This is a genomic window from Lentibacillus daqui (genome assembly GCF_027186265.1).
In the GTDB taxonomy this organism is placed as follows: domain Bacteria; phylum Bacillota; class Bacilli; order Bacillales; family Amphibacillaceae; genus Lentibacillus_C; species Lentibacillus_C daqui.
The window spans coordinates 1,118,779-1,141,007 of the sequence record NZ_CP114176.1 but is presented as its reverse complement, the minus strand read 5'-3'; the positions used below and the strand labels follow the sequence as shown (position 1 = coordinate 1,141,007).

The 22,229-nt window shown below is 41.1% G+C and carries 21 protein-coding genes; 3 read left to right on the top strand and 18 right to left on the bottom strand.

The window, feature by feature from the left end:
- Nucleotides 1–844: 844 nt before the first annotated feature.
- Nucleotides 845–2,161, top strand: coding sequence for an IS1380 family transposase (locus tag O2S85_RS05790; RefSeq protein ID WP_269410923.1), 1,317 nt, complete (start codon nucleotides 845–847; stop codon nucleotides 2,159–2,161).
- Between the two features lie 605 nt (nucleotides 2,162–2,766).
- Nucleotides 2,767–3,381 carry a sporulation membrane protein YtaF gene (gene ytaF / locus O2S85_RS05785; protein WP_269411744.1) on the top strand — a complete coding sequence of 205 codons (615 nt, stop codon included), beginning with the start codon at nucleotides 2,767–2,769 and terminating at the stop codon, nucleotides 3,379–3,381.
- Nucleotides 3,382–3,653: 272 nt separating this feature from the next.
- Here ytaF and O2S85_RS05780 read toward each other — a convergent pair whose 3' ends face one another.
- Together O2S85_RS05780 and O2S85_RS05775 are read right to left on the bottom strand one after the other, a co-directional pair.
- The gene (locus O2S85_RS05780; protein ID WP_269411743.1) at nucleotides 3,654–3,893 is read right to left on the bottom strand and encodes a ferredoxin family protein; all 240 of its coding nucleotides are present in this window, start codon (nucleotides 3,891–3,893) and stop codon (nucleotides 3,654–3,656) included.
- Between the two features lie 195 nt (nucleotides 3,894–4,088).
- Nucleotides 4,089–4,409, bottom strand: a complete 321-nt coding sequence (locus tag O2S85_RS05775) for a CHY zinc finger protein (RefSeq protein WP_269412489.1) — start codon at nucleotides 4,407–4,409, stop codon at nucleotides 4,089–4,091.
- A 623-nt stretch (nucleotides 4,410–5,032) separates the two neighbouring features.
- Here O2S85_RS05775 and O2S85_RS05770 point away from each other — a divergent pair.
- Entirely contained in the window at nucleotides 5,033–5,887 is an 855-nt protein-coding gene (locus O2S85_RS05770) for a CvfB family protein (RefSeq protein ID WP_269411742.1), read from the top strand.
- A 218-nt stretch (nucleotides 5,888–6,105) separates the two neighbouring features.
- Here O2S85_RS05770 and O2S85_RS05765 read toward each other — a convergent pair whose 3' ends face one another.
- The 16 genes from O2S85_RS05765 to O2S85_RS05690 form a co-directional block, all read right to left on the bottom strand.
- Nucleotides 6,106–7,665 (bottom strand): FMN-binding glutamate synthase family protein, encoded by a 1,560-nt coding sequence (locus O2S85_RS05765; protein WP_269411741.1) that lies wholly within the window; start codon nucleotides 7,663–7,665, stop codon nucleotides 6,106–6,108.
- Between the two features lie 130 nt (nucleotides 7,666–7,795).
- Nucleotides 7,796–7,978 carry a YwbE family protein gene (locus O2S85_RS05760; protein WP_269412488.1) on the bottom strand — a complete coding sequence of 61 codons (183 nt, stop codon included), beginning with the start codon at nucleotides 7,976–7,978 and terminating at the stop codon, nucleotides 7,796–7,798.
- A gap of 17 nt (nucleotides 7,979–7,995) precedes the next feature.
- On the bottom strand, nucleotides 7,996–8,223 hold the full coding sequence (locus O2S85_RS05755; RefSeq protein ID WP_269411740.1) for a DUF2164 domain-containing protein: 228 nt from the start codon (nucleotides 8,221–8,223) through the stop codon (nucleotides 7,996–7,998).
- A 531-nt stretch (nucleotides 8,224–8,754) separates the two neighbouring features.
- Nucleotides 8,755–9,300: a glycerol-3-phosphate responsive antiterminator gene (locus O2S85_RS05750; protein ID WP_269412487.1), complete on the bottom strand. Its 546-nt coding sequence runs from the start codon at nucleotides 9,298–9,300 to the stop codon at nucleotides 8,755–8,757.
- A 57-nt stretch (nucleotides 9,301–9,357) separates the two neighbouring features.
- Nucleotides 9,358–9,729 carry a dihydroxyacetone kinase phosphoryl donor subunit DhaM gene (gene dhaM / locus O2S85_RS05745; protein ID WP_269411739.1) on the bottom strand — a complete coding sequence of 124 codons (372 nt, stop codon included), beginning with the start codon at nucleotides 9,727–9,729 and terminating at the stop codon, nucleotides 9,358–9,360.
- Nucleotides 9,730–9,733: 4 nt separating this feature from the next.
- Nucleotides 9,734–10,354 carry a dihydroxyacetone kinase subunit DhaL gene (gene dhaL / locus O2S85_RS05740; protein ID WP_269411738.1) on the bottom strand — a complete coding sequence of 207 codons (621 nt, stop codon included), beginning with the start codon at nucleotides 10,352–10,354 and terminating at the stop codon, nucleotides 9,734–9,736.
- A gap of 13 nt (nucleotides 10,355–10,367) precedes the next feature.
- Complete coding sequence (gene dhaK / locus O2S85_RS05735) at nucleotides 10,368–11,360, bottom strand: dihydroxyacetone kinase subunit DhaK (RefSeq protein ID WP_269411737.1); 993 nt, start codon at nucleotides 11,358–11,360, stop codon at nucleotides 10,368–10,370.
- Nucleotides 11,361–11,469: 109 nt separating this feature from the next.
- Entirely contained in the window at nucleotides 11,470–12,966 is a 1,497-nt protein-coding gene (gene glpK, locus O2S85_RS05730) for a glycerol kinase GlpK (protein WP_269411736.1), read from the bottom strand.
- Between the two features lie 15 nt (nucleotides 12,967–12,981).
- Nucleotides 12,982–13,812, bottom strand: coding sequence for an MIP/aquaporin family protein (locus O2S85_RS05725; RefSeq protein ID WP_269412486.1), 831 nt, complete (start codon nucleotides 13,810–13,812; stop codon nucleotides 12,982–12,984).
- A gap of 377 nt (nucleotides 13,813–14,189) precedes the next feature.
- Entirely contained in the window at nucleotides 14,190–15,893 is a 1,704-nt protein-coding gene (locus O2S85_RS05720; protein ID WP_269411735.1) for an IS1182 family transposase, read from the bottom strand.
- Between the two features lie 189 nt (nucleotides 15,894–16,082).
- Nucleotides 16,083–17,300, bottom strand: a complete 1,218-nt coding sequence (fdhA, locus tag O2S85_RS05715) for a formaldehyde dehydrogenase, glutathione-independent (protein ID WP_269411734.1) — start codon at nucleotides 17,298–17,300, stop codon at nucleotides 16,083–16,085.
- A gap of 128 nt (nucleotides 17,301–17,428) precedes the next feature.
- Nucleotides 17,429–18,379, bottom strand: coding sequence for a dipeptidase (locus O2S85_RS05710; protein WP_269411733.1), 951 nt, complete (start codon nucleotides 18,377–18,379; stop codon nucleotides 17,429–17,431).
- Nucleotides 18,380–18,417: 38 nt separating this feature from the next.
- Entirely contained in the window at nucleotides 18,418–19,170 is a 753-nt protein-coding gene (locus O2S85_RS05705) for an alpha/beta hydrolase (RefSeq protein WP_269411732.1), read from the bottom strand.
- A 111-nt stretch (nucleotides 19,171–19,281) separates the two neighbouring features.
- A complete protein-coding gene (locus tag O2S85_RS05700; protein ID WP_269411731.1) occupies nucleotides 19,282–19,482 on the bottom strand; it encodes an alpha/beta-type small acid-soluble spore protein in 201 nt (66 codons plus the stop codon).
- Between the two features lie 191 nt (nucleotides 19,483–19,673).
- Nucleotides 19,674–21,083 (bottom strand): NADP-dependent phosphogluconate dehydrogenase, encoded by a 1,410-nt coding sequence (gnd, locus tag O2S85_RS05695; protein ID WP_269411730.1) that lies wholly within the window; start codon nucleotides 21,081–21,083, stop codon nucleotides 19,674–19,676.
- A 104-nt stretch (nucleotides 21,084–21,187) separates the two neighbouring features.
- Nucleotides 21,188–22,141, bottom strand: coding sequence for a threonine ammonia-lyase (locus O2S85_RS05690; RefSeq protein ID WP_269411729.1), 954 nt, complete (start codon nucleotides 22,139–22,141; stop codon nucleotides 21,188–21,190).
- Nucleotides 22,142–22,229 lie beyond the last annotated feature (88 nt).

The following is a 22,229-nucleotide window of genomic DNA, read 5'->3' as shown; positions in this document are numbered from 1 at the left end:
AATGTAAAGTTTTGCAAGTGATATGAATTATTTGATAACAGGTTATACTCAAGTAGTAGTAAGGAATTAAGATGCATTAAACTCCAATTAGTAATTCAGGTTATTGGTGTATACAGTTTCTTCTTAAAAATCAGCTTAAAAGACAGAGATGCCAAAGGATTCCGAGACAAATCTAAATTAATTGGTTCCTCGCTATATAGTGTTGAATGCCGTTAATTTTCCAGAATCGGACGTGAGGTCAAATATTTAAGTTATAGGTGGAGAATGTTGAGCCGGCAACTGAACCCATTCCCTTGTCCGGTTTAGCTTTGATCATATTACGGTCAGTGGCAGATCCAACATGAGGTGCCCCAAATTAACGGCATAAATACAGCCCTACTAATTTGCTATTTCAACATTAGATAGCGAAGAGCCAATTAATTCATCCCAGCTGTATGTGCAATAGTTTCATTGAACGATCCAATAGCCTCCCCCACAAATTCAAACTGCCTGAATTTTTGTCCAGCTAATTGACATTTTCGTATTACGTCTATTCTTCATTCAATACCTTCTCAATCATAGGATGAATATCCGGCACAATTTAACACGAATAATTCATCTTTCTAATTTGCTATCGGCATTCATCCCGTATAGCCCAATATTAATGACCAGAACATTTAATCCCTGAAAATTTTCCATAATACATATAATCCTGAATTATTCACTGAAATTCTATAATACAGTTTAAATGCTTATCTGACAGTCGGTTTAGCCAAAACATTTATTCATCTAATAAATGAAAAAAGAACCCATTTTCTGTTACAGTTAAAGTACCAACAAAAACCAACAGAAAGGGGTTCTTATATTGGCTACTTTACCGCAAATACCGCTAGATTTCAATCGCCAAATCAAATTATCTAACGATGGTGGTGCACTTTCATCCGATACAGGTGAACTCTTATTCCGAGAGTTCGATGAAAAGATTGGCTTCTTCTCAACGCTGACAAAGCATTTAAAGCTTAAAGATGATCGACGTTACTATGTTCACTCCAATGAACAGTTACTTCGCCAAAAGATGTATCAAATCATTGCTGGATATGCCGAAGATGACGCAGCTGATCAATTAACGAATGATCCTGTCTTTACGCAGGTTGTAGGAACAGATGCTTTAGCTTCCCAACCAAGTTTATCCCGGCTTTTCCCGCGATTTGATGATGAATCGATGGAACAATTAAACCAGGCAAACCAGGAACTTTTAGACAAGGTGCATCAATATAGAAATGCCAAGTCGATTATTCTGGATTTGGATTCCACTCATGCAGATACATATGGCGATCAGGAGGATGCAACATTCAATACGCATTATGGAACCATTGGATTTCATCCTTTAGTTGCTTTTGACGGTATCACCGGCGATTTTTTGAAAGCAAAACTACGCCCAGGCAATGTCTATACTTCCAATGGCGTGGTGGATTTTATCGAGCCTGTTATCAACCATTACAATGAGCAGTTTCCTGAAACCATCCCGTTTCTGCGCGGTGACAGTGGCTTCGCCGTCCCGGGCCTATATGAACTGTGCGAGGATGAATCGGTTTATTATGTGATTCGTTTGAAATCCAATCCTAATTTGCAGCGACTTGCCGATGAGCTGCACCCTTCCACTGTTCCAACCGATGTGACAAAATCGGAAATCTATTATGAAGAAGCCGAGTATCAGGCAAAATCATGGTCCAAGCCAAGAAAAGTGATCATCCAATCCGTTCGTCCGGCCGGTGAATTGTTTTTCACGCACGCTTTCTTTGTAACGAACCTGACTGATGTCTTCTCTCCTAAAGATATTGTTCATTCCTACCAGAAAAGAGGAACGATGGAGAATTATATCAAGGAATCCAAAAATGGGTTTAACCTGGATCGCATGAGCAGCCATAAATTTGAATGCAATGAGGTTAGAATGATGCTTAGTTTGTTAGCTTATAACCTTACGAATTGGATGCGTACGCTTTGTTTTCCTGAAGAACAGAAAAACATGCGGATCCAAACGATACGAACTAGAATCATTAAAGTCGCCAGTAAATTGGTAAAGTCAGGACGATCTCTTTACTTTAAATTAGCCTCCAGCTTTGTGTATCAATCGTTTTTCTGGAAAGTATTACAGCGAATTCAAAGATTACAATTAGAGTGAGGCCATACCGCTGTTCTCTAAGCACATTTAAAAAACCATCGTAAGACCAAGGGAGTCGTATGTCCAAAAACTAGAGATTTTCAAGGATCTCTAGTTTAAGCAAACCATTTCTGGAAAGGTTCCATCTTATTTTACGAAAATAACCCAGGGCTAAGCTTCATTTATCTTTTTGGTTAGAAGTATGAATAATTCAGGATAATGTTTTCTCCCTAATACGGATTATTTTCTTTCACAACGTCTTTTCTTCTCTGATCATTACTGATACTAACGAAATTCATATCTGATATACAAGGGAGGAAACTTTTTGTAACAATGGGATGTTCATAATATTGATTGCACCTTTTCCCCACGGGATTTACAATGCTTTATATTTCTACTAATTATTTGTTAACAACAGTATCTACTCTCGAGAGCAAAGCATAATCGCCATCTTTTCTCATTCCATAAAACATTTTTTATATTTATAATACGCTTTAACATACCAATTTTTAAAGTGTTAAAGAGATATGGTAGGTAATCTAAAAATCAACACCTGTCAAGCATCACAACAACAGCGGTTTGCCATACAATATTTTAGAACGTAATACTAAAGGATTTGATTAACTATGCTGTTTTATACAGGGCTATTCTTCTTGGTTATGGCCGTCAGTTTGGATGGTTTTGGTGTTGGCATCGCTTATGGCATGCGCCGCATACGAATTCCGGTTACCGCTTTATTGATTATTATGCTTTGCTCAGGAATTATTGTACTGACTGCGATGACAATCGGGAGTGTATTAACGACTTTTATCTCGGAGAAAGCGGCCAAAATCATTGGCGGGGTAATATTGGTTTTGATCGGATTGTTTTGTTTGTGGAATGTAACCAGATCAAAACCAGATGGTCAAATAGAAGTCAAGAAATCACAGTTCTCCCAGTTTAAATCCGTGCTGAAAGAACCACAACAGGCGGATTTGGATCAATCTGGAATAATTTCCAACAAGGAGGCCTTTTTGCTTGGTTTTGCTCTGGCTCTTGATGCCTTTGGCGCTGGCTTAAGTGCGGCAATGGTGGGCTATTCTCCAATATTAACGGCAAGTTTGATAGCATTTATGAGTGGGCTATTGGTATTTTGCGGAACTCATGTCGGTATGTTCCTCTCCAACAACCGATGGATCAAAAAGTTAATACTGCTTCCACCTTTTTTGCTTATTTCACTCGGAATTTACAACATGTTGTGAGAAATCCACGGTTTAAAACATGTATGGTTCTACCTGAAACTTACCGCCGGACAAGGATCAAACCTTGGCCGGCATTACAAATTTTATAAAATGGAAATGATCCAGCCAATCACCACAATTGCACCAATAATTATTAAAATGGTTCGAATCATATTTCTATCCTTTCTTCGGTGTATACAAATATCCACCCTTTGAAAAAAAGCAAACCATGAAACGCCATACAAAATGATGAACATTATATGTTGTTGATCATCGACAGCAAGCTTTATCGTTTATCGATCTCGGAAAAAGTTTTCTGCCTTCTCCAAATAATACTCTTGCTTTGATGTGAGATCATACTCCTCCTCAATTGCATCAACCGGGCAAACTGCCTTGCAAGCTGCGCAATCGATACAAACATCCGGGTCAATATAAAACTGATCCGGTCCTTCCTCTATACAATCAACAGGACAAACGCTCACACATTCCGCTGATTTTTCGTTTATACAAGGTTCCAATATTACAAATGCCACTATTTTTCCCTCCCTACCTTGGAAAATAAGTTTCCATAGTCAATTTAATACTATGTGATCGGCTTTTTTCAAGTGTTTCGCTTTGTCCTATTGTAAATTTGCCTAAATAACTATGAATTCACTTGTAAAGTTGACATGTGATCGATATCGAGTCGATTACCATTTTGGTTGAAATTCCGCTATTGGATCGATAGTTTACACATCAAAGTATAAATGCTGATGCAGCGAACATCCGGGATTGAAGTTTGCACCGCATTCGGGGCAGATTGCACCACAATTTAAATAATCTTGAATGGAAAGTTTCGTACCACACGCACCGCACAGTATGGCTCGTTGATTAAATTCTGATTGTGGCCACACCTTTGTTTTCCCGCAACCTTTCTCCGCATGGCACTGATAGCAAGAAAAATACTCTCCGCAACAATAAAACTTAATGGCAATTCGATCATTTTCTCCATGATAGTGTTGACATCTCGTTTCCGAATCAATCGCTCCATGTACTTTACACACGTTCATCGCTCCTTTTTGTTTAATTATACCAGTCTTGGGGAAGATAACTCCAGGTGGGAAATTAAAAGAAGTGTTCAAAACAACCTCGGTTTTGTTGGTAATGCCAGAATAATTTTTCGTAACTCTTGACAATTGCAAGTAAATATGTGATGATTGTACATCTATGAAGTAACAATAAGTATTCTGGCATTCACGGAATGTTTTTGAAGATACTTATTCACACTGGCGCGACTACGGGGTCGCAAGGATGTCAGAGCAGGTAGGGCTGACATTGCTTAAGTTAGAAAACACCCAATGGACAAAACCCGCGGCATGAGTGAATTCTTGGTCAAACCTAAGATTTCTCACGACATTAATCAGGAATATAAAGCAGGACGTTGTTAAACTTTTGAACGTCCAGTAAAATCAAGAATTCCCACCCGAAACATTTCGGGCACTAAAAACGTAAATCTTATGTGTTACTTTAGCAATCAAAGGGGTACCTTAATCATGAGGTGCCCCTTTTCCAATACATGGATGATGTTCAAAAACTCCGGTAAAAAGGACACTTGATAGGGATCTTCACTAAAAGTCGGTCTTTTTTATCCTCCTTTTTGAACGCATATATATGAAAGTAGGGACTTACGATTATGAATACATTACCAATCGGCAAAGTTCAGCCGATGACTGTAGCACGAAAAATTGATACCGGTTATGTTTTAACAAAAGATAGAAATGAAGCACTTTTGCACCATAATGAAACAGAATATGAACTAGAACCCGAACATACAGTTGACGTCTTTTTATACCAGAATAAAAAGGGACAAACCATTGCTACTACCCGGTTGCCCTCCATTCAAATGGACGTCTATGATTGGGCGGAAGTGGTTGAAGTCATGCCCAGTTTAGGTGTGTTTGTCAATATCGGAATAGCCAAAGAGATACTCGTTTCAAAGGATGATTTGCCATTATTTGTAGACGTTTGGCCAGAGCCCGGTGACATGCTTTATGTTACCTTGGGAAAAGATCAAAAAGGCCGTTTACTGGCAATTCCGGCGACAGAGGCTATTTTATCCAAACAATGGGAATGGGCACCGGAAGAACTGCTGAACAAATCGATTAGTGGCAGAGTATATCGAACCAATAAAGAAGGGGCAGCGATCATTACAGAGGATGACTACCGTGGATTCATCCATCATACCGAACGAAAGCAAGAACCTCGGCTTGGCGAATGGGTGACAGGTCGCGTTATTGAAGTAAAAAATGACGGAACTTTAAACGTTTCGCTAAGACCACTTAAAGGGGAAAGTATGAGCGAAGATGCCGATCAAATTTTACAGCATTTACAGGAGCATAATGGTGTCATTCCGTTTAGCGACAAAAGCGATCCGGAAGATATTAGGGGAACCTTCCAAATTAGTAAAGCTGCATTTAAACGTGCTTTAGGTAAACTTATGAAAGAAGGAAAGGTTGAACAACGGGATGAGAATACATATTTGAAATAGAAACAGACAAGATCGCTTCACTGGATAGACCCTGATCCCCCTTGATTGGTTTTTCATCTCACTCGAGCGGAAGTTCCTTTCGTGAGCGACTATAGAGATTTTTCGAGCGAGTATGCGCTGCGCACTTCCCGAGCAGCTCACGGGCGTTTTCGAGCAGGTATGCAATATATGTTGACAAAAAGAGTACGTTTTCCGGAACGCACTCTTTTTTGCATCATTTACCATGGCTGAATTTTGCCTTTTTCATCCTTATAAACAATATGTTCTCGGGAAAATTTTCGTGGGGAATTAAGGCCAGCTGCTGCGGCAATCCGGAATAGCCCTCTTCGTAAGGTGATGACGTAATTTGCGGTCCGCCATTTCTTTTCATCAATGACAAGCGCCTTTTGCAGTTCCGGGTCTGTCGTGGCGACACCAACCGGGCAAACATTGGATTGACATTTCAAGGTTTGAATACATCCAACGGTAATCATAAAACCACGCGCTATATTAACCATATCTGCTCCCATTCCCAGAGCAATCGCTACCCGGTCTGGCGAAAATAATTTACCCGAGGCAATGATTTTCACCCGGTTGCGAACCCGATGTTTTTCCAATGCGTCATTTACAAGTGGAAGTGCAGCTTTAATTGGAAGTCCAACACTGTCAGCAAGTTCTTGATATGATGCCCCTGTACCGCCCTCTCCACCATCAACAGTAATAAAGTCAGGATTTTTTCCTAACTCTTTGATCTGTTTGGCTAATTCATCCGCTTCATCCGGGCTGCCGATTACGATTTTCATGCCAACAGGTTTCCCAGTATGTTCCCGAATCCGTTCGATAAACTCAAACAAAGAGGGAATATCACTGTATTCGGTAAACCGGTTTGGACTGTCCACAGATTTGTAAGGCTCGACACGACGGATCCGGGCAATCTCTTCAGTGACCTTTTCCCCGTCAATGTGCCCTCCGCGTGCTTTAGCACCTTGAGCAAGCTTTAATTCAAATGCTTTGATTTGTGGAATCTTGCTTTTTTCCAGTAACTCATTCCAGTCAAAGCTGCCATCCTTTTCCCTTACTCCAAACAAACCGGGTCCAATTTGCATTATAATATCGACGTCGCCCTTTAAGTGGTAATCGGATAGACCACCTTCTCCCGTATTCATCCAGGTACCCTTAGCAATCCCCAACCCTTCTGATAATGCTGTAATCGCCTTGGGACCAAGAGCGCCGTAACTCATTGCTGACATACCAATTTGACCTCTAACAACAAATGGATGACGGGTATTCTCCCCAATGACAATTGCGTCTTCTTCCGGAAGCAAGTATGCTAGTGATTCGTTATCCTCCAGTTTTTCTTTTCTTTCCGTAAATAGTGGATCTTTCAACAGCAAGTACCGTTGAGTAGTCACTTTTGTTTTCCGATCTATGTTTACTTCTTCTGTTAGTTTGGGAAACATCGAATTTCGCACAAAAAAACCGGCTGCATCAAAATCTCGCTGTGAACCAAAACCAACGACGTCCCGTTTATATTTAGCTGTTTTAACAATATGTTGATAATCCCGGCGTGAAAAAGGTTTTCCCTCGTTATCGTTATTAAAAAAATATTGACGTAGTTCCGGCCCAATCTTTTCAAAAAAGTATCGTGCCCGCCCAATAACAGGATAATTTCTTAACACCGGATGCTGCTTTTGGGTCCGGTCAACGAAGAACACATAGATCCAAATTATGCTCAACACCAATAACACGAGTACAACCGTAACAAACCCAATAATTGTCATGATATTGGCTATATTCATGCTAACTACCCGCCTTTACCATATACTTGTAGTACAATTAGGTTGCATCATTTTAGAGAATCAAATCCACACTTCTTCTTGAAAACTTGCCAGTATCAGCCATTTTATCAACTTATTCACCGAGCATCTCCTACACTACACGTCCAACCTGTCCATCCGCTAATCGTACCTTGATTCCATGAGGATGGTAAGCCGATTTTGTCAATATATCTTTAACGATACCATCGGTTGTCTTCCCGGTCCGCTGATCTTTTTTCAAAATAATAGAAACTGCTAATCCGGGATAAATGTTTTTACGATATCTCCCATCCATTGGCATGATTCTTCCTCCTACTTCTGAATTTCAAATAAATCATCCAGCTTTCCGCTCATAAAAGCATGGCAATCCTCTACAGCCATGTTGTAAAAAATAGGTGCAAGTTCATCCATGAAAAATTCCAGTAATAACATAGCAGCTAAATCGCCTATTTCTTCGTCACGCTCTTTGCTAAAATAGCCCTTTATTAAACCAGTTAGTTCCTCTTTTTGTTCCTTTGTCAATGTGAATTTCGATTTCATCGTAACGCGCACCCCTTTACAGATATTACTAACATTATATCAACCTTAACCAGAACTGCCTAATCTTTTTCCTGCGTTCCTCTTCTCCAAATTCAACGTTAAACCTTATGTAAACCCCCAATCCATGCCCAATCATTTGCAGAAGGTCATTTGAATCGTTGAAGTTATTAGCACCTGGCATAATAGCATCAAGAAAATGCCAAAAACTTTATAAAATCGACCGTAGATGACCTCTCTCGGTTGATGGGAAAGGAAATAATGGGAATCGGCCGGGAGATGACCTGTCTTGTTTGATAAAAAAGCAGAAGGTAATGATTTGCAAATGACGAATAGTTTAACATAAAAAATAACAGAGTGAGAATTTTTGTTCCCAATCTGTTATTCATATTGTCGAATTAGCTGAAACCTCAATAAGCTAACATATAACGAGTTTATTAAAGGCAATATGATATTTTCCGCCATTTTAGGATGTCAAAGATATGATGTGCTCCTCAAAAGGAATCTGTTAAAACCAATCAGGCAACTTTATTTTTAGAGATCCCACAATTCATTTTCTGAAGTGGAAATCGCTTTTGCCCCGGCAGCATAGGCGTTTTGCACTTCCTCACCCGTTCGAATCAGTCCGCCGGCAATGACCGGAGTACCAGTCCGCTCCGAAACCTCAGTAATTAAGTTTGGTACGATTCCTGGCATAATTTCAATATAGTGCGGCTGCACACGATTGATAATCTGGATGGTATTGTCCAGTGCATGGGAATCGACAGCGAACATTCGCTGAACTGCTAACAAATGATGTTGCTTTGCCAGGGAAATGACATTACCCCGAGTCGAGATAATGCCATCTGGTTTGATTTCCCGAAAAACAAACTCAATTCCGTAGTCATCGGTTTTTAATCCTTGAATAAGGTCAGCGTGAATCAATACCTTTTTCTTACTTCGCTTGGCATATCTAACAAGGTTTTTAATTTGTGAAAGTCTTGATTCCAAAAATATAATCCATTCGTGATCACTGGATAACAATTTCTCAAAATCCTTCATTTCTCTGACTGCTGGCAAGATTCCATTTAGTTCAACGATATTTGATCACCTCAAAGCGTAGTTCTTCATTACAGTTTAAAAGCAGTAAAAATGGCCTTAAAAATGGCGTTTCAGATTGTCGATAATCGCATCAACAGATTTTCCCTGTCCTGCTTCAACAGCAGCGACATAGGATCCTTCGACTAATGGTGCTTCAGCGAGTTTAATATTTTCCCTGTCAGTCATCTCTATGGCCATTTCCGCATTCATTTTGGCACTGCCAAGATCATACATGAGGATGACTCCATTCCCATCATCCGCCTGTTCAATGGCTTGCAGTATTTTATCGATGCTTGTACCTATCTCATTTTCGTCGGTTCCCCCAGCTGGCTGAATCGGAACCTCCTTGATCACTTGTCGAATAATTTCTTTCATACCTTCTGCAATCTTTTGGCTATGCGAGATTAACACCAGTCCTGTGTAAGCCATGGGGTCACGCTCCTTCATCAATTGTAAGGCTTAATGCTTCAAATAGATAGTAGGAAGAAACAGCTCCTGGATCAAGATGCCCAATCGATCGCTCCTTGAAATATGCAGCCCGACCTTTGGTTGCCATCGTTTCCTTCGTATGCTCCATTGCTGTTTTAGCTGTTTGAAGAATCGTGTCACCTGCAAACGTTGTGTTGTCCTGTAGTGTTTCGGAAACAGCAGCCCATACATCAACAAGCGTTTTTTCACCTATTTCCGCCTTGCCACGCTGTTTCAATCCATTTACTGCTTCATCGATTCCTTTTATGAATGTTTGATAATCGACATTCTTTCCTTTAAAAGCCATGGACAATTTTAAAAAAGCAGTTCCATATAACGGCCCGGAAGCACCACCAACTTTGGACATTAAAGTCATTGCTGTATCCTTCATAACATCAGCTACTGTATCGTAATCATTTGCATCAAGTTTGCTTATCACTTCCTTGAAACCACGGGCCATATTAATGCCGTGATCTCCGTCGCCGATTGCCTGATCCAGTTCGGTTAATTGTTCCTTATTGGCCTGAATTCGTTCATTGGCAAGCTTTAGCCATGTATGTGCATGTTCTACCTGAAAAACATCCATTTCTTTTCCTCCTTCAGTTACGAAATGCTGGTGCTTCAGATGGGGCGTCCAATAATGCTTTCAGCTGATTATCCAGTTTTAACAATGATACGGAACATCCCGCCATTTCCAATGAGGTCATAAATTCTCCCACAAATGTGCGATAGACCGTTATGCCTTTTTCTTGTAATATTTCCTGGACTCTCCCATTCACAATATATAATTCCATCTCCGGAGTAGAACCTAAACCATTGATCATCACTGCCACATCACTATCGGTAAAATCCATATCTGCTAAAATTTTTTCAACCAATTCGGTTGCGATCTCGTTAGCATTTGCCAATTTTTTTCGTTCTATTCCTGGTTCACCATGAATGCCAATCCCGATTTCCATCTCATCTTCGGCCAGCGTAAAGCTTGGGTTCCCTGCTGCTGGAACGGTACAAGGTGCAATTGCCATTCCGATCGAGCGAACGTAGTCAATCGTTTTTTCCGCGGCAGCCTTCACCTCAGCCAGCGACTTACCCTGTTCGGCAATCGCGCCAGCAATTTTATGGACAAAAATAGTTCCTGCGATTCCGCGTCGACCCGTTGTGAACGAACTGTCTTCAACTGCAACATCATCATTGACCACAACTTTATCAACCTGAATTCCCTCAGCTTCAGCCATCTCTTGGGCCATTTCAAAATTCATTACATCACCTGTGTAATTTTTAATAATCAACAGAACTCCGGCTCCGCTATCAACTGCCTTAATGGCTTCGAATACCTGATCAGGCGTTGGTGACGTGAATACTTCCCCAAACACGGCAGCGTCCAGCATACCCTTGCCGACATATCCAGCATGTGCAGGTTCATGTCCACTTCCTCCACCACTGACAAGACCAACTTTTCCCGTGATAGGTGCTTCTTTACGTGTCACGACTGTTGTTTCAGATAGTTGTTTCATGGTGTTTGCATGTGCCGAAACAAACCCCTTAAACATGTCAGTGACAACCTGTTCCGGATTATTTACGATTTTTTTCATCCCACTCATCACTCCCTATATGACTTGAAACCCACTTTCAGAATAACCTAAAAAAGCAGCTTTGCATAACTAAACGAGAGACCAACTGCTATAGTTGGTCTCGACATCATTATTTAAATTGTCGTGTTGCATGTACGGCCTTTTTCCAGCCTTGATAGTATTCATTACGTTTTTCCTCATCCATTTGATTCGTAAACGTTTTTTCATTTTGCCACTGCTTTGAAATCTCTTCTTTGTCTTTCCAATATCCAACCGCCAGTCCTGCCAAATAGGCGGCACCTAATGCGGTTGTCTCCTGAACAACCGGTCGTTCCACCGGTACACCTAACATATCACTCTGGAACTGCATGAGGAAATTATTTTTCACTGCACCGCCGTCCACACGCAGACCTTTTAAATCAGTTCCTGAATCAGCAATCATTGCATCCAGCACATCTTTAGTCTGATATGCCAATGATTCCAGTGTAGCCCGAATAAAATGGGATTTCGTCGTACCGCGAGTCAATCCGAAAACTGCCCCCCGTGCTTCACTATCCCAATAAGGGGTTCCCAATCCGACAAAAGCAGGTACCATATAAACGCCATCAGTCGAATCAACTTCTGTGGCAAACGCTTCACTTTGTGGTGCGTCTTCAATCAATTTTAAACCATCACGCAGCCACTGGATTGCAGAACCAGCAACGAAAATACTACCTTCCAATGCATATTCCACTTTTCCGTCAACACCCCATGCCAATGTAGTTAACAGTCCATTTTCTGATTTTACCCCTTTATCACCTGTGTTCATCAGCATGAAACAGCCTGTACCGTATGTGTTTTTGGCCATTCCCTCTTCAAAACAAGCCTGACCAAACAATGCTGCATGTTGATCTCCAGCAATTCCTGCGATTGGCACTTCATGACCGAAGAAATGATAGTCAACTGTGTGAGCATATATTTCAGATGATTGGCGAACTTCAGGCAACATACTCTTCGGAACGTTCAAAATATCCAAAAGTTCATCATCCCACTGCAAATCATAAATGTTAAACATCAGTGTTCTGGAGGCATTGGAATAATCAGTAATATGTGTTTTTCCACCGGATAATTTATAAACCAGCCAAGTATCCATCGTGCCAAATAATAATTCGCCATTATCCGCTTTTTCTCTTGCACCATCGATGTTATCAAGGATCCACTTTACTTTTGTTCCGGAAAAGTATGGATCTATCAGTAACCCTGTTTTATCGCGAATCACATCATTATAGCCAGCATCGCGTAATTCTTTGCATATACCCTCCGTTTGTCTTGACTGCCAGACAATCGCTTTATAAATTGGCTTACCGGTGTTTTTATCCCAAACAACTGCTGTTTCCCGCTGATTGGTAATCCCGATGCCAGCGATCTGACTTGGATCAACATCCGCCTTACGCAATACTTCAGCCATACACCCCAGTACAGAATTCCAAATCTCATTTGCATCGTGCTCAACCCAGCCAGGATGTTCAAAGAATTGTTCAAATTCATTCTGTGCTGTCTCCACAATTGCACCACTATGATCAAATAATATGGCTCGTGAACTTGTTGTTCCCTGATCCAACGCTAAAATATACTGTTCTTTACTCATCATAATTCCTCCTCGTTAATTTTTTATGTCTTCGCCTATTTTATTTTCGTTTCTTCCCTTATTCAGTTCATGTACCGCTGCTCCGATCAAAATGAACAATACAATGATACTTCCTATCCAAAATGATACCGAAAATTCCCCTGCAAACATAGCATTATAAAATAGTGCACCATAGACCCCGCCAATAATTGGTCCAACAACCGGGATCCAGGCATATCTCCAATCCGATCCACCTTTACCTGGTATCGGTAAAAAAGCATGGGCAATTCGTGGGCCAAGATCACGGGCCGGATTAATGGCATATCCGGTCGAACCACCCAGTGAAACACCAATTGCCAGGATCAACGCCCCAACAATCAGCGGGTTCAACCCTTCTGTAATTTCATTTGCACCAATAAACATTAAACCCAGCACTAAGACAAACGTGCCAATAACCTCACTTGCCAAATTGGAGAAAAAACTGCGAATAGCCGGACCAGTTGCAAACACACCCAATTTTGCGGCCTGATCTTTTGTTTCCTTCCAATGTGGTAAATAATTTAAAAAGACAATACAAGCACCGATGATTGCACCAATCATTTGTGCACTAATATACGTTAGAACCTTCGCCCATGGAAAATCGCCGGCTGCAGCGAATCCTAATGTCACCGCAGGGTTTAAGTGCGCTCCGGTAAAATTCCCAACAGCGTAAACCCCCATGGTAACACCGAGACCCCAGCCAACGGTCACAACAATCCAGTCAGCTCCTTCAGATTTGGAACTTTTTAACGTGACACCTCCAACGACACCTCCTCCTAAAATAATTAGGATCATCGTACCAATAAGCTCGGCTAAAAACTCGGACATATCTCCCACCCCTTTTTCAGTAAATTTCATTTTGCAACAAGAAATGAAATAAAAGAAAAAGACCCGCATTTCAATAGATATACCTTTCCCTACAAAAGATACCATTGAAATGCGGGTCTCCAAATCTCCGACACATCATTAACTTGTTAGGTTTAGTATACTCTTATACTGTAATCGCTGTCAATGAAAATTTTTTTATTCCGAAACTCCGCATTTCGTAATATAAGCCCCTTGATGAATTTAATTGTTATAAAAATTTATGTCCATTCCGTACTGTTCATTCCTACAAATAACATATTAACATCTTAAGTGCATGATGGGCTGGCATCGTCCGAGTCTAAATATATTTCCTTATATACATTCTTATTCCCTAATATCTACACATTAATCCTCAAAGAAAAAGAGGCTGGGACATAACTAGCCAAAAATAGTAAATAAAAAGGTTCCAAGCAAATCAAAAGTTTGCTTGGAACCTTTTTTGTGGAGTTGTTTCTATCTTCCGGTACTAATTTACTGTTCGTGGCGGTGTACTTTCTCAAGTTCACCGCCATCAATGCAATTCCTAATTCATTTTTCACTTTCTGTTTTCCTCTAACGGAAAAACGAGTGAAACGCAAATTAGCCTTCAGAAAGCCGAACGCTGGTTCTACATCGATTTTACGTTTTCCGTAAATTTCACCAGTTTTCTCGTCTGAAAGCTTCGCACGTACATATTCTTTTTGGGATTCCCACTTTTCATTAATGTAGACTCTTCGGTTGTTCCCTTCTTTTGCTTTCGTGCATAAATCGCGGAGTGGACAGCCCGAACAGTGCTCACATTCGTACACTTTAAATTCACGGGTGAATCCGTACCTGTCTGTTCGTTTGGAATGATGGCTAAATCGTACTTTCCGTCCATTTGGGCACAGAAAAGTATCTTCGTCCTCATTATAATCCCAATTATCTACATGAAAAGCGTTGTCCTTATGCTTCTTTTTCTTCTCCTTTCGATATTGATTGTATGTAATAAGTGGCGTTCGATTTCGGTTCTCGATGATATCTTCATAATTCTGTTCACTGCCATATCCGGCATCCGCGACAACGTGTTCCGGCAGTTCGAAAAAGTTTTCTTCAATCGAGTCGAGAAAAGGAATTAAGGTGCGTGTATCCGTCGGGTTTGGGAAAACATCGTAAGCGAGCGCGTATTGACCTTCCGTTGCAATCTGGACATTGTAACCAGCTTTCAATTGACCGTTCTTCATGTAGTCATCCTTCATGCGCATAAACGTCGCATCTGGATCCGTTTTTGAGTAACTATTGCGATCACCAAAAATCTCCATATCGTTTTGATACTTTTGTTTACGGTTGATGAAATCGGTAAATTTCTTGCGAGCTTGTTTTGGAAATTTACGTTCGGAACGGATTTTCTTTCGTTCGCTACCAACCTCACAAGCTTCGATTTTTTTATCGTATTCCTCAACCTTTTCATCTAACTTTTCGACTACTTCTCCCATTTCTTTAACGGAAAGTTCCTCTTCTGTTTCTCGCTCTATTGCCGGGATGATCTCCTTCTCCAACAGCTCATCATACAGTTGATTGGACTTTTCGATTAGCTTATCACTATATTTTTCAACGGATTTCCGCCACACAAAGGTGAACTTATTGGCGTTCGCTTCAATTTTTGTACCATCAATAAAAATGGCTTCCTCTTCAATCAATTCCTTTTCCACAAGCTGATTCCGGAACTGGACAAAGCATTCACGCAATAACTTTTCGCTGTGTGGATTAGAACGGAATCGATTGATCGTGCGATAGCTGGGTTCATGTCCTTGAGCCAACCACATCATGCGGATACTATCCTGTAATAAAGCTTCTATTTTACGACCAGAAAACACGGATTGCGTATACCCACACAAAATGACTTTCAACATCATGCGAGGATGGTACGCAGGACGGCCGGTTTGTCGTATAAAGTCATCGAAAACCTCTTCAGGAATACTCTCGACAAGATCATTGATCGCAAAAGCAATATCATTCTCTTTCAATTTAATTTCTAAATCTAGCGGCAAAACTACCTGATTCATGGTATAATGTTTAAACATAAGGACACCTCCATAAATTATTGTGTAGTTACTTTAATTTTATCAAAGGGTGTCCTTTTTGTTTACTAAAATAATGTCAAAAAAGGCGTGGGGCCTACACTTTTTTAGTGTAAGCTCCTACGCCTTAATTTTTATTTACTGGAGTTTTGTCCCAGCCTCTTTCCCCTTTTTCATTATTATTAATCCAAGTTAATTTCGCACCAAACCATGTGGGTCTATGACAAATTTTTTCGAGACACCACCATCAAACCGCTTATACCCGGCCGGAGCTTCGTTAAGGGAAATCAAGGTTGCGTTGACTGCCTTTGCGATTTGTGCTTTTCCACTCAAAATAGCCTTCATTAGATCACGATGATATTTCATTACCGGTGTTTGACCGGTCACAAATGTATGTGCTTTGGCAAAGCCTAATCCGAACCTGATTTTCAAGGTGCCTTCTTTAGCATCAGCATCCTTTGCACCGGGATCGCCTGTAACATAAAGCCCTGGGATCCCCAGTCTCCCACCGGCTCGGGTGATATCCATCACCGTATTAAGCACGGTTGCCGGTGCTTCTCCCGCTCCTTCGCCATGCCCACTTGCTTCAAACCCAACCGCATCAATTGCACAATCTACTTCAGGAACACCCAGAATTTGATCGATTTGTTCGCCAACGTTCGCATGTTCTCTTAAATTGATCGTTTCACATCCAAAGCTTCTTGCCTGTTGCAAGCGCTCTTCAATCATGTCACCAACAATAACAACGGACGCACCAAGCAACTGGGCGGAATGTGCGGCTGCCAATCCGACCGGACCAGCACCAGCAACATATACAGTAGACCCAGTTTTTACCCCGGCACTCACCGCACCGTGATACCCTGTAGGAAAGATATCCGATAACATGGTTAAATCCAGAATTTTGTCCATCGCTTGATCTTTGTCAGGGAATTTTAATAACTGGAAGTCAGCATATGGCACCATTACATATTCGGACTGCCCGCCAACCCAGCCGCCCATATCCACGTAACCATATGCAGACCCCGGGCGATCCGGATTCACATTTTCGCAAATATGTGTATCTTGTCGGCGACAGCTCGGACAGCGACCGCAGGCAATATTAAACGGGACCGACACCATGTCACCTTTTTTAATAAATTCTACATCACTACCAACTTCGATTACCTCTCCAGTAATTTCGTGACCCAATACTAATCCACTCGGAGCAGTTGTTCTGCCGCGAACCATATGCTGGTCACTGCCGCAAATATTAGTCGTAATAACTTTTAAAATAACACCATGATTACATTTTCTGCCTACGTTTAACGGGTTAACACCTGGGCCATCGTGTAGTACCAAATCCGGATAGTCGAGATCCCGAACCTCAACTTCCCCAGGTTTTACATAGACAACGCCACGATTTCCTGCCAATACTAATCCACTCCCTTAAAAATAGTTGTACAAATTGTACGTGCTACCATTCTATGATGCAGAGTAGTAAAAAATGCGCAGAAAGCGGGGATGACCTATTAACAAGAGGAAAGTAGACTACACTTTTACTAGATTGGCCGATGGTCTAAAAAGTTTTGGTAACAGAATCCTTTCACTTCGTCTTCCGAATAATGCTTTTGCAGTTCATTGATTAGATTAGGATATTTTGCGGCATTTTCCAGATCACGAACATAGTGACTGATACCATCAAAATCAGAACCAAAACCGATTTGCTTGACCCCGCCAAGGCTGCATAAATGCTCTATATGTCGCAATAAATCGGTAATCGTTGCATGATTTTCATCCCCGGTTAAAAAGAGCGGATGAAAAACAACCTGGATCAGTCCATTTTTAGCAAACATCCGTTTGATTTGGTCATCATACAGGTTTCGCGGGTGATCACAAATCGCTCGTGCATTCGAATGGCTGGCGAGCGGATAATCAGTATACTCCAAAATATCCCAAAAGCCGTTTACCGTCGCGTGTGATACATCAGTGAAGACATGATGCTGATTATTCAGCTTGACGACTTCTTTTCCCAATAATGTCAAGCCTCCGCCGCGTGGTTCTCCTGCCCCATCAGCGCAAAGGTTGGCATTATTCCAGGTCAGACCGAGCGATAGAACACCCAATCGATATAAATGGCGTAATTTGATCAGATCATTACCAAATGCATCAGCACCTTCCAATGTCAACACGGCACCCATTTCACATTTTTGCAATTGATCCAGATCTGTCCAACTTCTAATATGTTTGATTTCGTGATGTTTTTCTAATATTTCTGTATAAAACAAATCAACTTGCTCGAGCGCGTGTTGCCATTTTTCATCGGACGGTACATCCGGGTCAATAAATATAGCAAAAAACTGAACCCGTACACCACCTTGCTTTAAACGGGTTAAATTACTGTCCAGCCGATCAGAGTCCTGAAAATGGATTGGTTCCTGGCCAAACGGCTTTCCTCTTTTAGCCATTTGCAGTTTTAATAAAACATCACAATGTGTATCGATTATGTTCAAAGCTAGGACTCCTTTGTTTGTTTTGGTTATTAGATGAATTACTGCAGTGATTGAATAAATTTAATACTTTTTTCAGCAATTAATTCTTTATCATGATCCAAAGTGGCAACATGATAACTATTTTCCAAAATCGTGATCGTACGGTTTTCCGATGAAACTGACTCATATATTTCCCGGGAATTTTCCGGGGGAACCACATGGTCTTCGGCAGATGAAAAAATAAGTATTGGTGCAGTAATTTTTGGCAAATCGTTCCTGACAAGTTCAGCCAGAGAAATAAGTTCTCCCATTGATTTTACCGGGGTTTGTGCATATGCCAATTCTTTCACACCAGGTTGTTTAATATCAGAACCAATACCTTCTACAAACCTTGTATTGGCAGAAGATAACGCTTTATAATTTTGCTTCATTTCCTGCATCTCTACAGCCGCATTTATGGGGATAATCCCTTTAATTTCTGGATGATTTTCTGCCAAATATAATGTTAACGTCCCCCCCATCGATAACCCCGCCACAAAAACGGAGGAACAGGTGACTTTCAATTTTTCCAATCCATCTTCAACTGTTTGGATCCAATCCTGATATGTCGCTGTTTCCATATCCTCCGGCGCAGTTCCATGCCCGGTTAAACGTGGCCCGAACACTGTAAAACCAGCATTCGCCAGCTCGTCTCCAAGATAATACATACTTTGTGTTGAACCTGTAAATCCGTGGATGACTAATACACCGGTATCATTTCCGGGAAAATAAAATTCTTCCGCCCCTTTTATGACCTGAAACGATTGTGACATAGTTTCTCCTCCTTGGTAAATAAAATTTCTGACAAATCCAGTTTACCACAAACAAAGAGGACCCCGAAACCTCGGGTGTCCCCTTTTGCCATAAACGATGGCTTAGGCATACTACTGTTTGCCATTTTGCATATTTTGTTCAGCGATTTGGATCATTCGTTTGACCATCTCGCCACCCACCGATCCGTTTTCACGTGCAGTTGTGTCCGCTCCAGGCTTGACACCAAATTCATTTGCAATTTCATCCTTCATGTTTTCCATTGCATCTCTTGCACCAGGCACTAACAATTGATTACGATTGTTGTCTGCCACACCGATCACTCCTTGTGGGGTTTAGGAACAGAAGTACTCTGTTCATCTGTATATTTTACTTTTTTGTCACTGGTTATCCCTGTTAAAAGCTGGCTTGCTTGCGGTCTAATCCGTAACCTGGATTCTTATACTTCCTGGCCTTTAAAAAATAGAAACCCTTCCATCAAATGAAGAGTTTCACTTTATCGTTATTAAAACCAATTGGCGTGAAATACACCATCTTTATCTTTTCGTTCATACGTATGAGCGCCAAAGTAATCACGCTGCGCCTGTAGCAGATTGGCAGGCAAATCTGCGGAACGGTAACTGTCATAATAAGCAATCGCACTTGAGAAGGCAGGTACAGCAATTCCATGTTTCACAGCAATGGAAACCACTTCCCTTAATGCCGATTGATAGTTTTCCACAATTTCTTTAAAGTAAGGATCGAGCAATAAATTGGCAAGCGCTGGTTCACGATCGTAAGCGTCCTTGATTTTTTGCAAGAAACGCGCACGTATAATGCAGCCACCACGCCAAATCATCGCGATATCGCCATATTGCAAATGCCAATCATGTTCCTCTGAAGCTGCACGCATTTGCGCAAATCCTTGGGCATAGGAACAGATTTTACTCATATATAATGCTTTGCGTACAGCTTCAATGAGTTCTTCGCGCTTGCCATCATATCCACCGGTGTTCGGTCCACTTAACACTTTGCTTGCTTGCACACGCTCATCTTTCATCGCCGAAATAAACCGGGCAAACACCGATTCGGTAATTAATGGTAACGGCACTCCCAAATCTAAGGCATTTTTGCTTGTCCATTTACCAGTTCCTTTTTGTCCTGCCTTGTCCAAAATAACATCAATTAGACGATTCCCTGTTTCCTCATCTACCTTGGTAAAAATATCCGATGTAATTTCAATCAAATAACTGTCCAATTCACCCTTATTCCATTCGGCAAAAACATCATGAAGTTCATCGTTGTTCATACCAAGCACATGTTTCAAAATGTAGTAAGCTTCCGAAATTAGTTGCATATCTCCATATTCGATACCGTTATGTACCATTTTCACAAAATGACCGGCACCATTTGGACCAATATATGTCACACATGGATCACCATCAACATTGGCGGCGATAGCTTCAAAAATTGGTGCGACAAGATCATAGGCTTCTTTTTGTCCACCAGGCATCATGGAAGGGCCGTTCAATGCGCCTTCTTCACCACCGGAAACGCCTGTACCAATGAAGTGGATACCAGTTTCTTGCAACTGTTTATTCCGGCGGATGGTATCTTCAAATAGTGTGTTCCCACCATCAATCAAAATATCGCCTTTTTCCAAGTAAGGCTGCAAAGAGGCAATCGTTGCATCGGTTGCCGGACCTGCTTTTACCATCAGCAAAATTTTTCGTGGTTTTTCCAGCGTGTTTACAAATTCTTCAATTGATTGTACGCCAGTAATATTTTTCCCTTGCGCTTCGTCTGCCAAAAACGCTTCTGTTTTTTCAGGGGAACGGTTAAATACTGCGACAGAGTACCCTCTGCTTTCAATGTTTAATGCCAGATTTTTTCCCATAACTGCTAATCCGATCACACCAATTTGTTGTTTTACCATATTCATTTCCTTTCTGAATCTAACTCATTTATTTATCAGTTTATTGTTCTTCCATCTCATCAATTATATCATTAAAAACCACTCATTGTAGTAAATTGCCCAGTTTAATCTCTTGGAAAAATTCCACTTAAATTACGCACATCCACATTTCCACCCGAAAGCACACATACAACATTTTTGTCTTTTACACCCAGCTTGTCAAACATCGCTGCAGCTACGGATACAGCGCTGGATGGCTCAATAAGCTGTTTCATGCGTTCAAGCACAAAGAATAATGCTTGACTAATTTCGTGTTCACTGACAAGGACTAAATCATCGAGGTACTTTTGCACAATTGGGAAGGTCAAATCGCCCGGCTGACTGGTCCGAAGTCCATCAGCAATTGTTCTCGTTTCGGAAATATCGGTAATTTTCCCCTTTTTCAATGATAAATAGGTATCATTCGCAATTTCCGGCTCCACGCCAATCACTTTCACATGTGGCTTTGTTTCTTTGATGGCGGTTAAAATTCCGGAAATTAACCCACCACCCCCGACCGGTACGACAACCATATCGACGTCATCCAATTGTTGCAAAATTTCCAGACCTGCTGTTCCCTGCCCGGCAATAATATAAGGGTCATCATATGGCGGAATGAACACACCATTTTCCTCATGCGCAAGCTCTTTGGCCCGTGGCAGGCGCTCCGCTGACGTTAATCCGCATTTTTCAATTTTTCCATTATAAGACTGGATGGCATGCAGTTTACTTTCGGTTACATCTTCCGGAACAACAATTGTTGCATCCACACCCAGCACATTGGCAATATAGGCAACCGCTTGTCCGTGGTTCCCTGATGACGCAGCCGTGACAAATCGCGCTCCTTCCTTTGCAACCTGTTTTACCTTATTTGTCGCTCCCCTAATTTTAAAGGCACCCGTTGTTTGCAGATGCTCACCTTTTAAAAATATTTCATTTCCACACATAGATGAGAGTTGTTTTGATGTAAGGATTGGTGTTGTATGAATAATATCGGAAATTCGTTTCTTTGCCTGCCGAATATCGTCAATATGTACCATGAATTTATTCCCCCCCTTGAAAAATATCTTTAAAATAAGTTTAGACGAATTGTCCCTGGATAATCAACAACTACAATCGTACATCCGT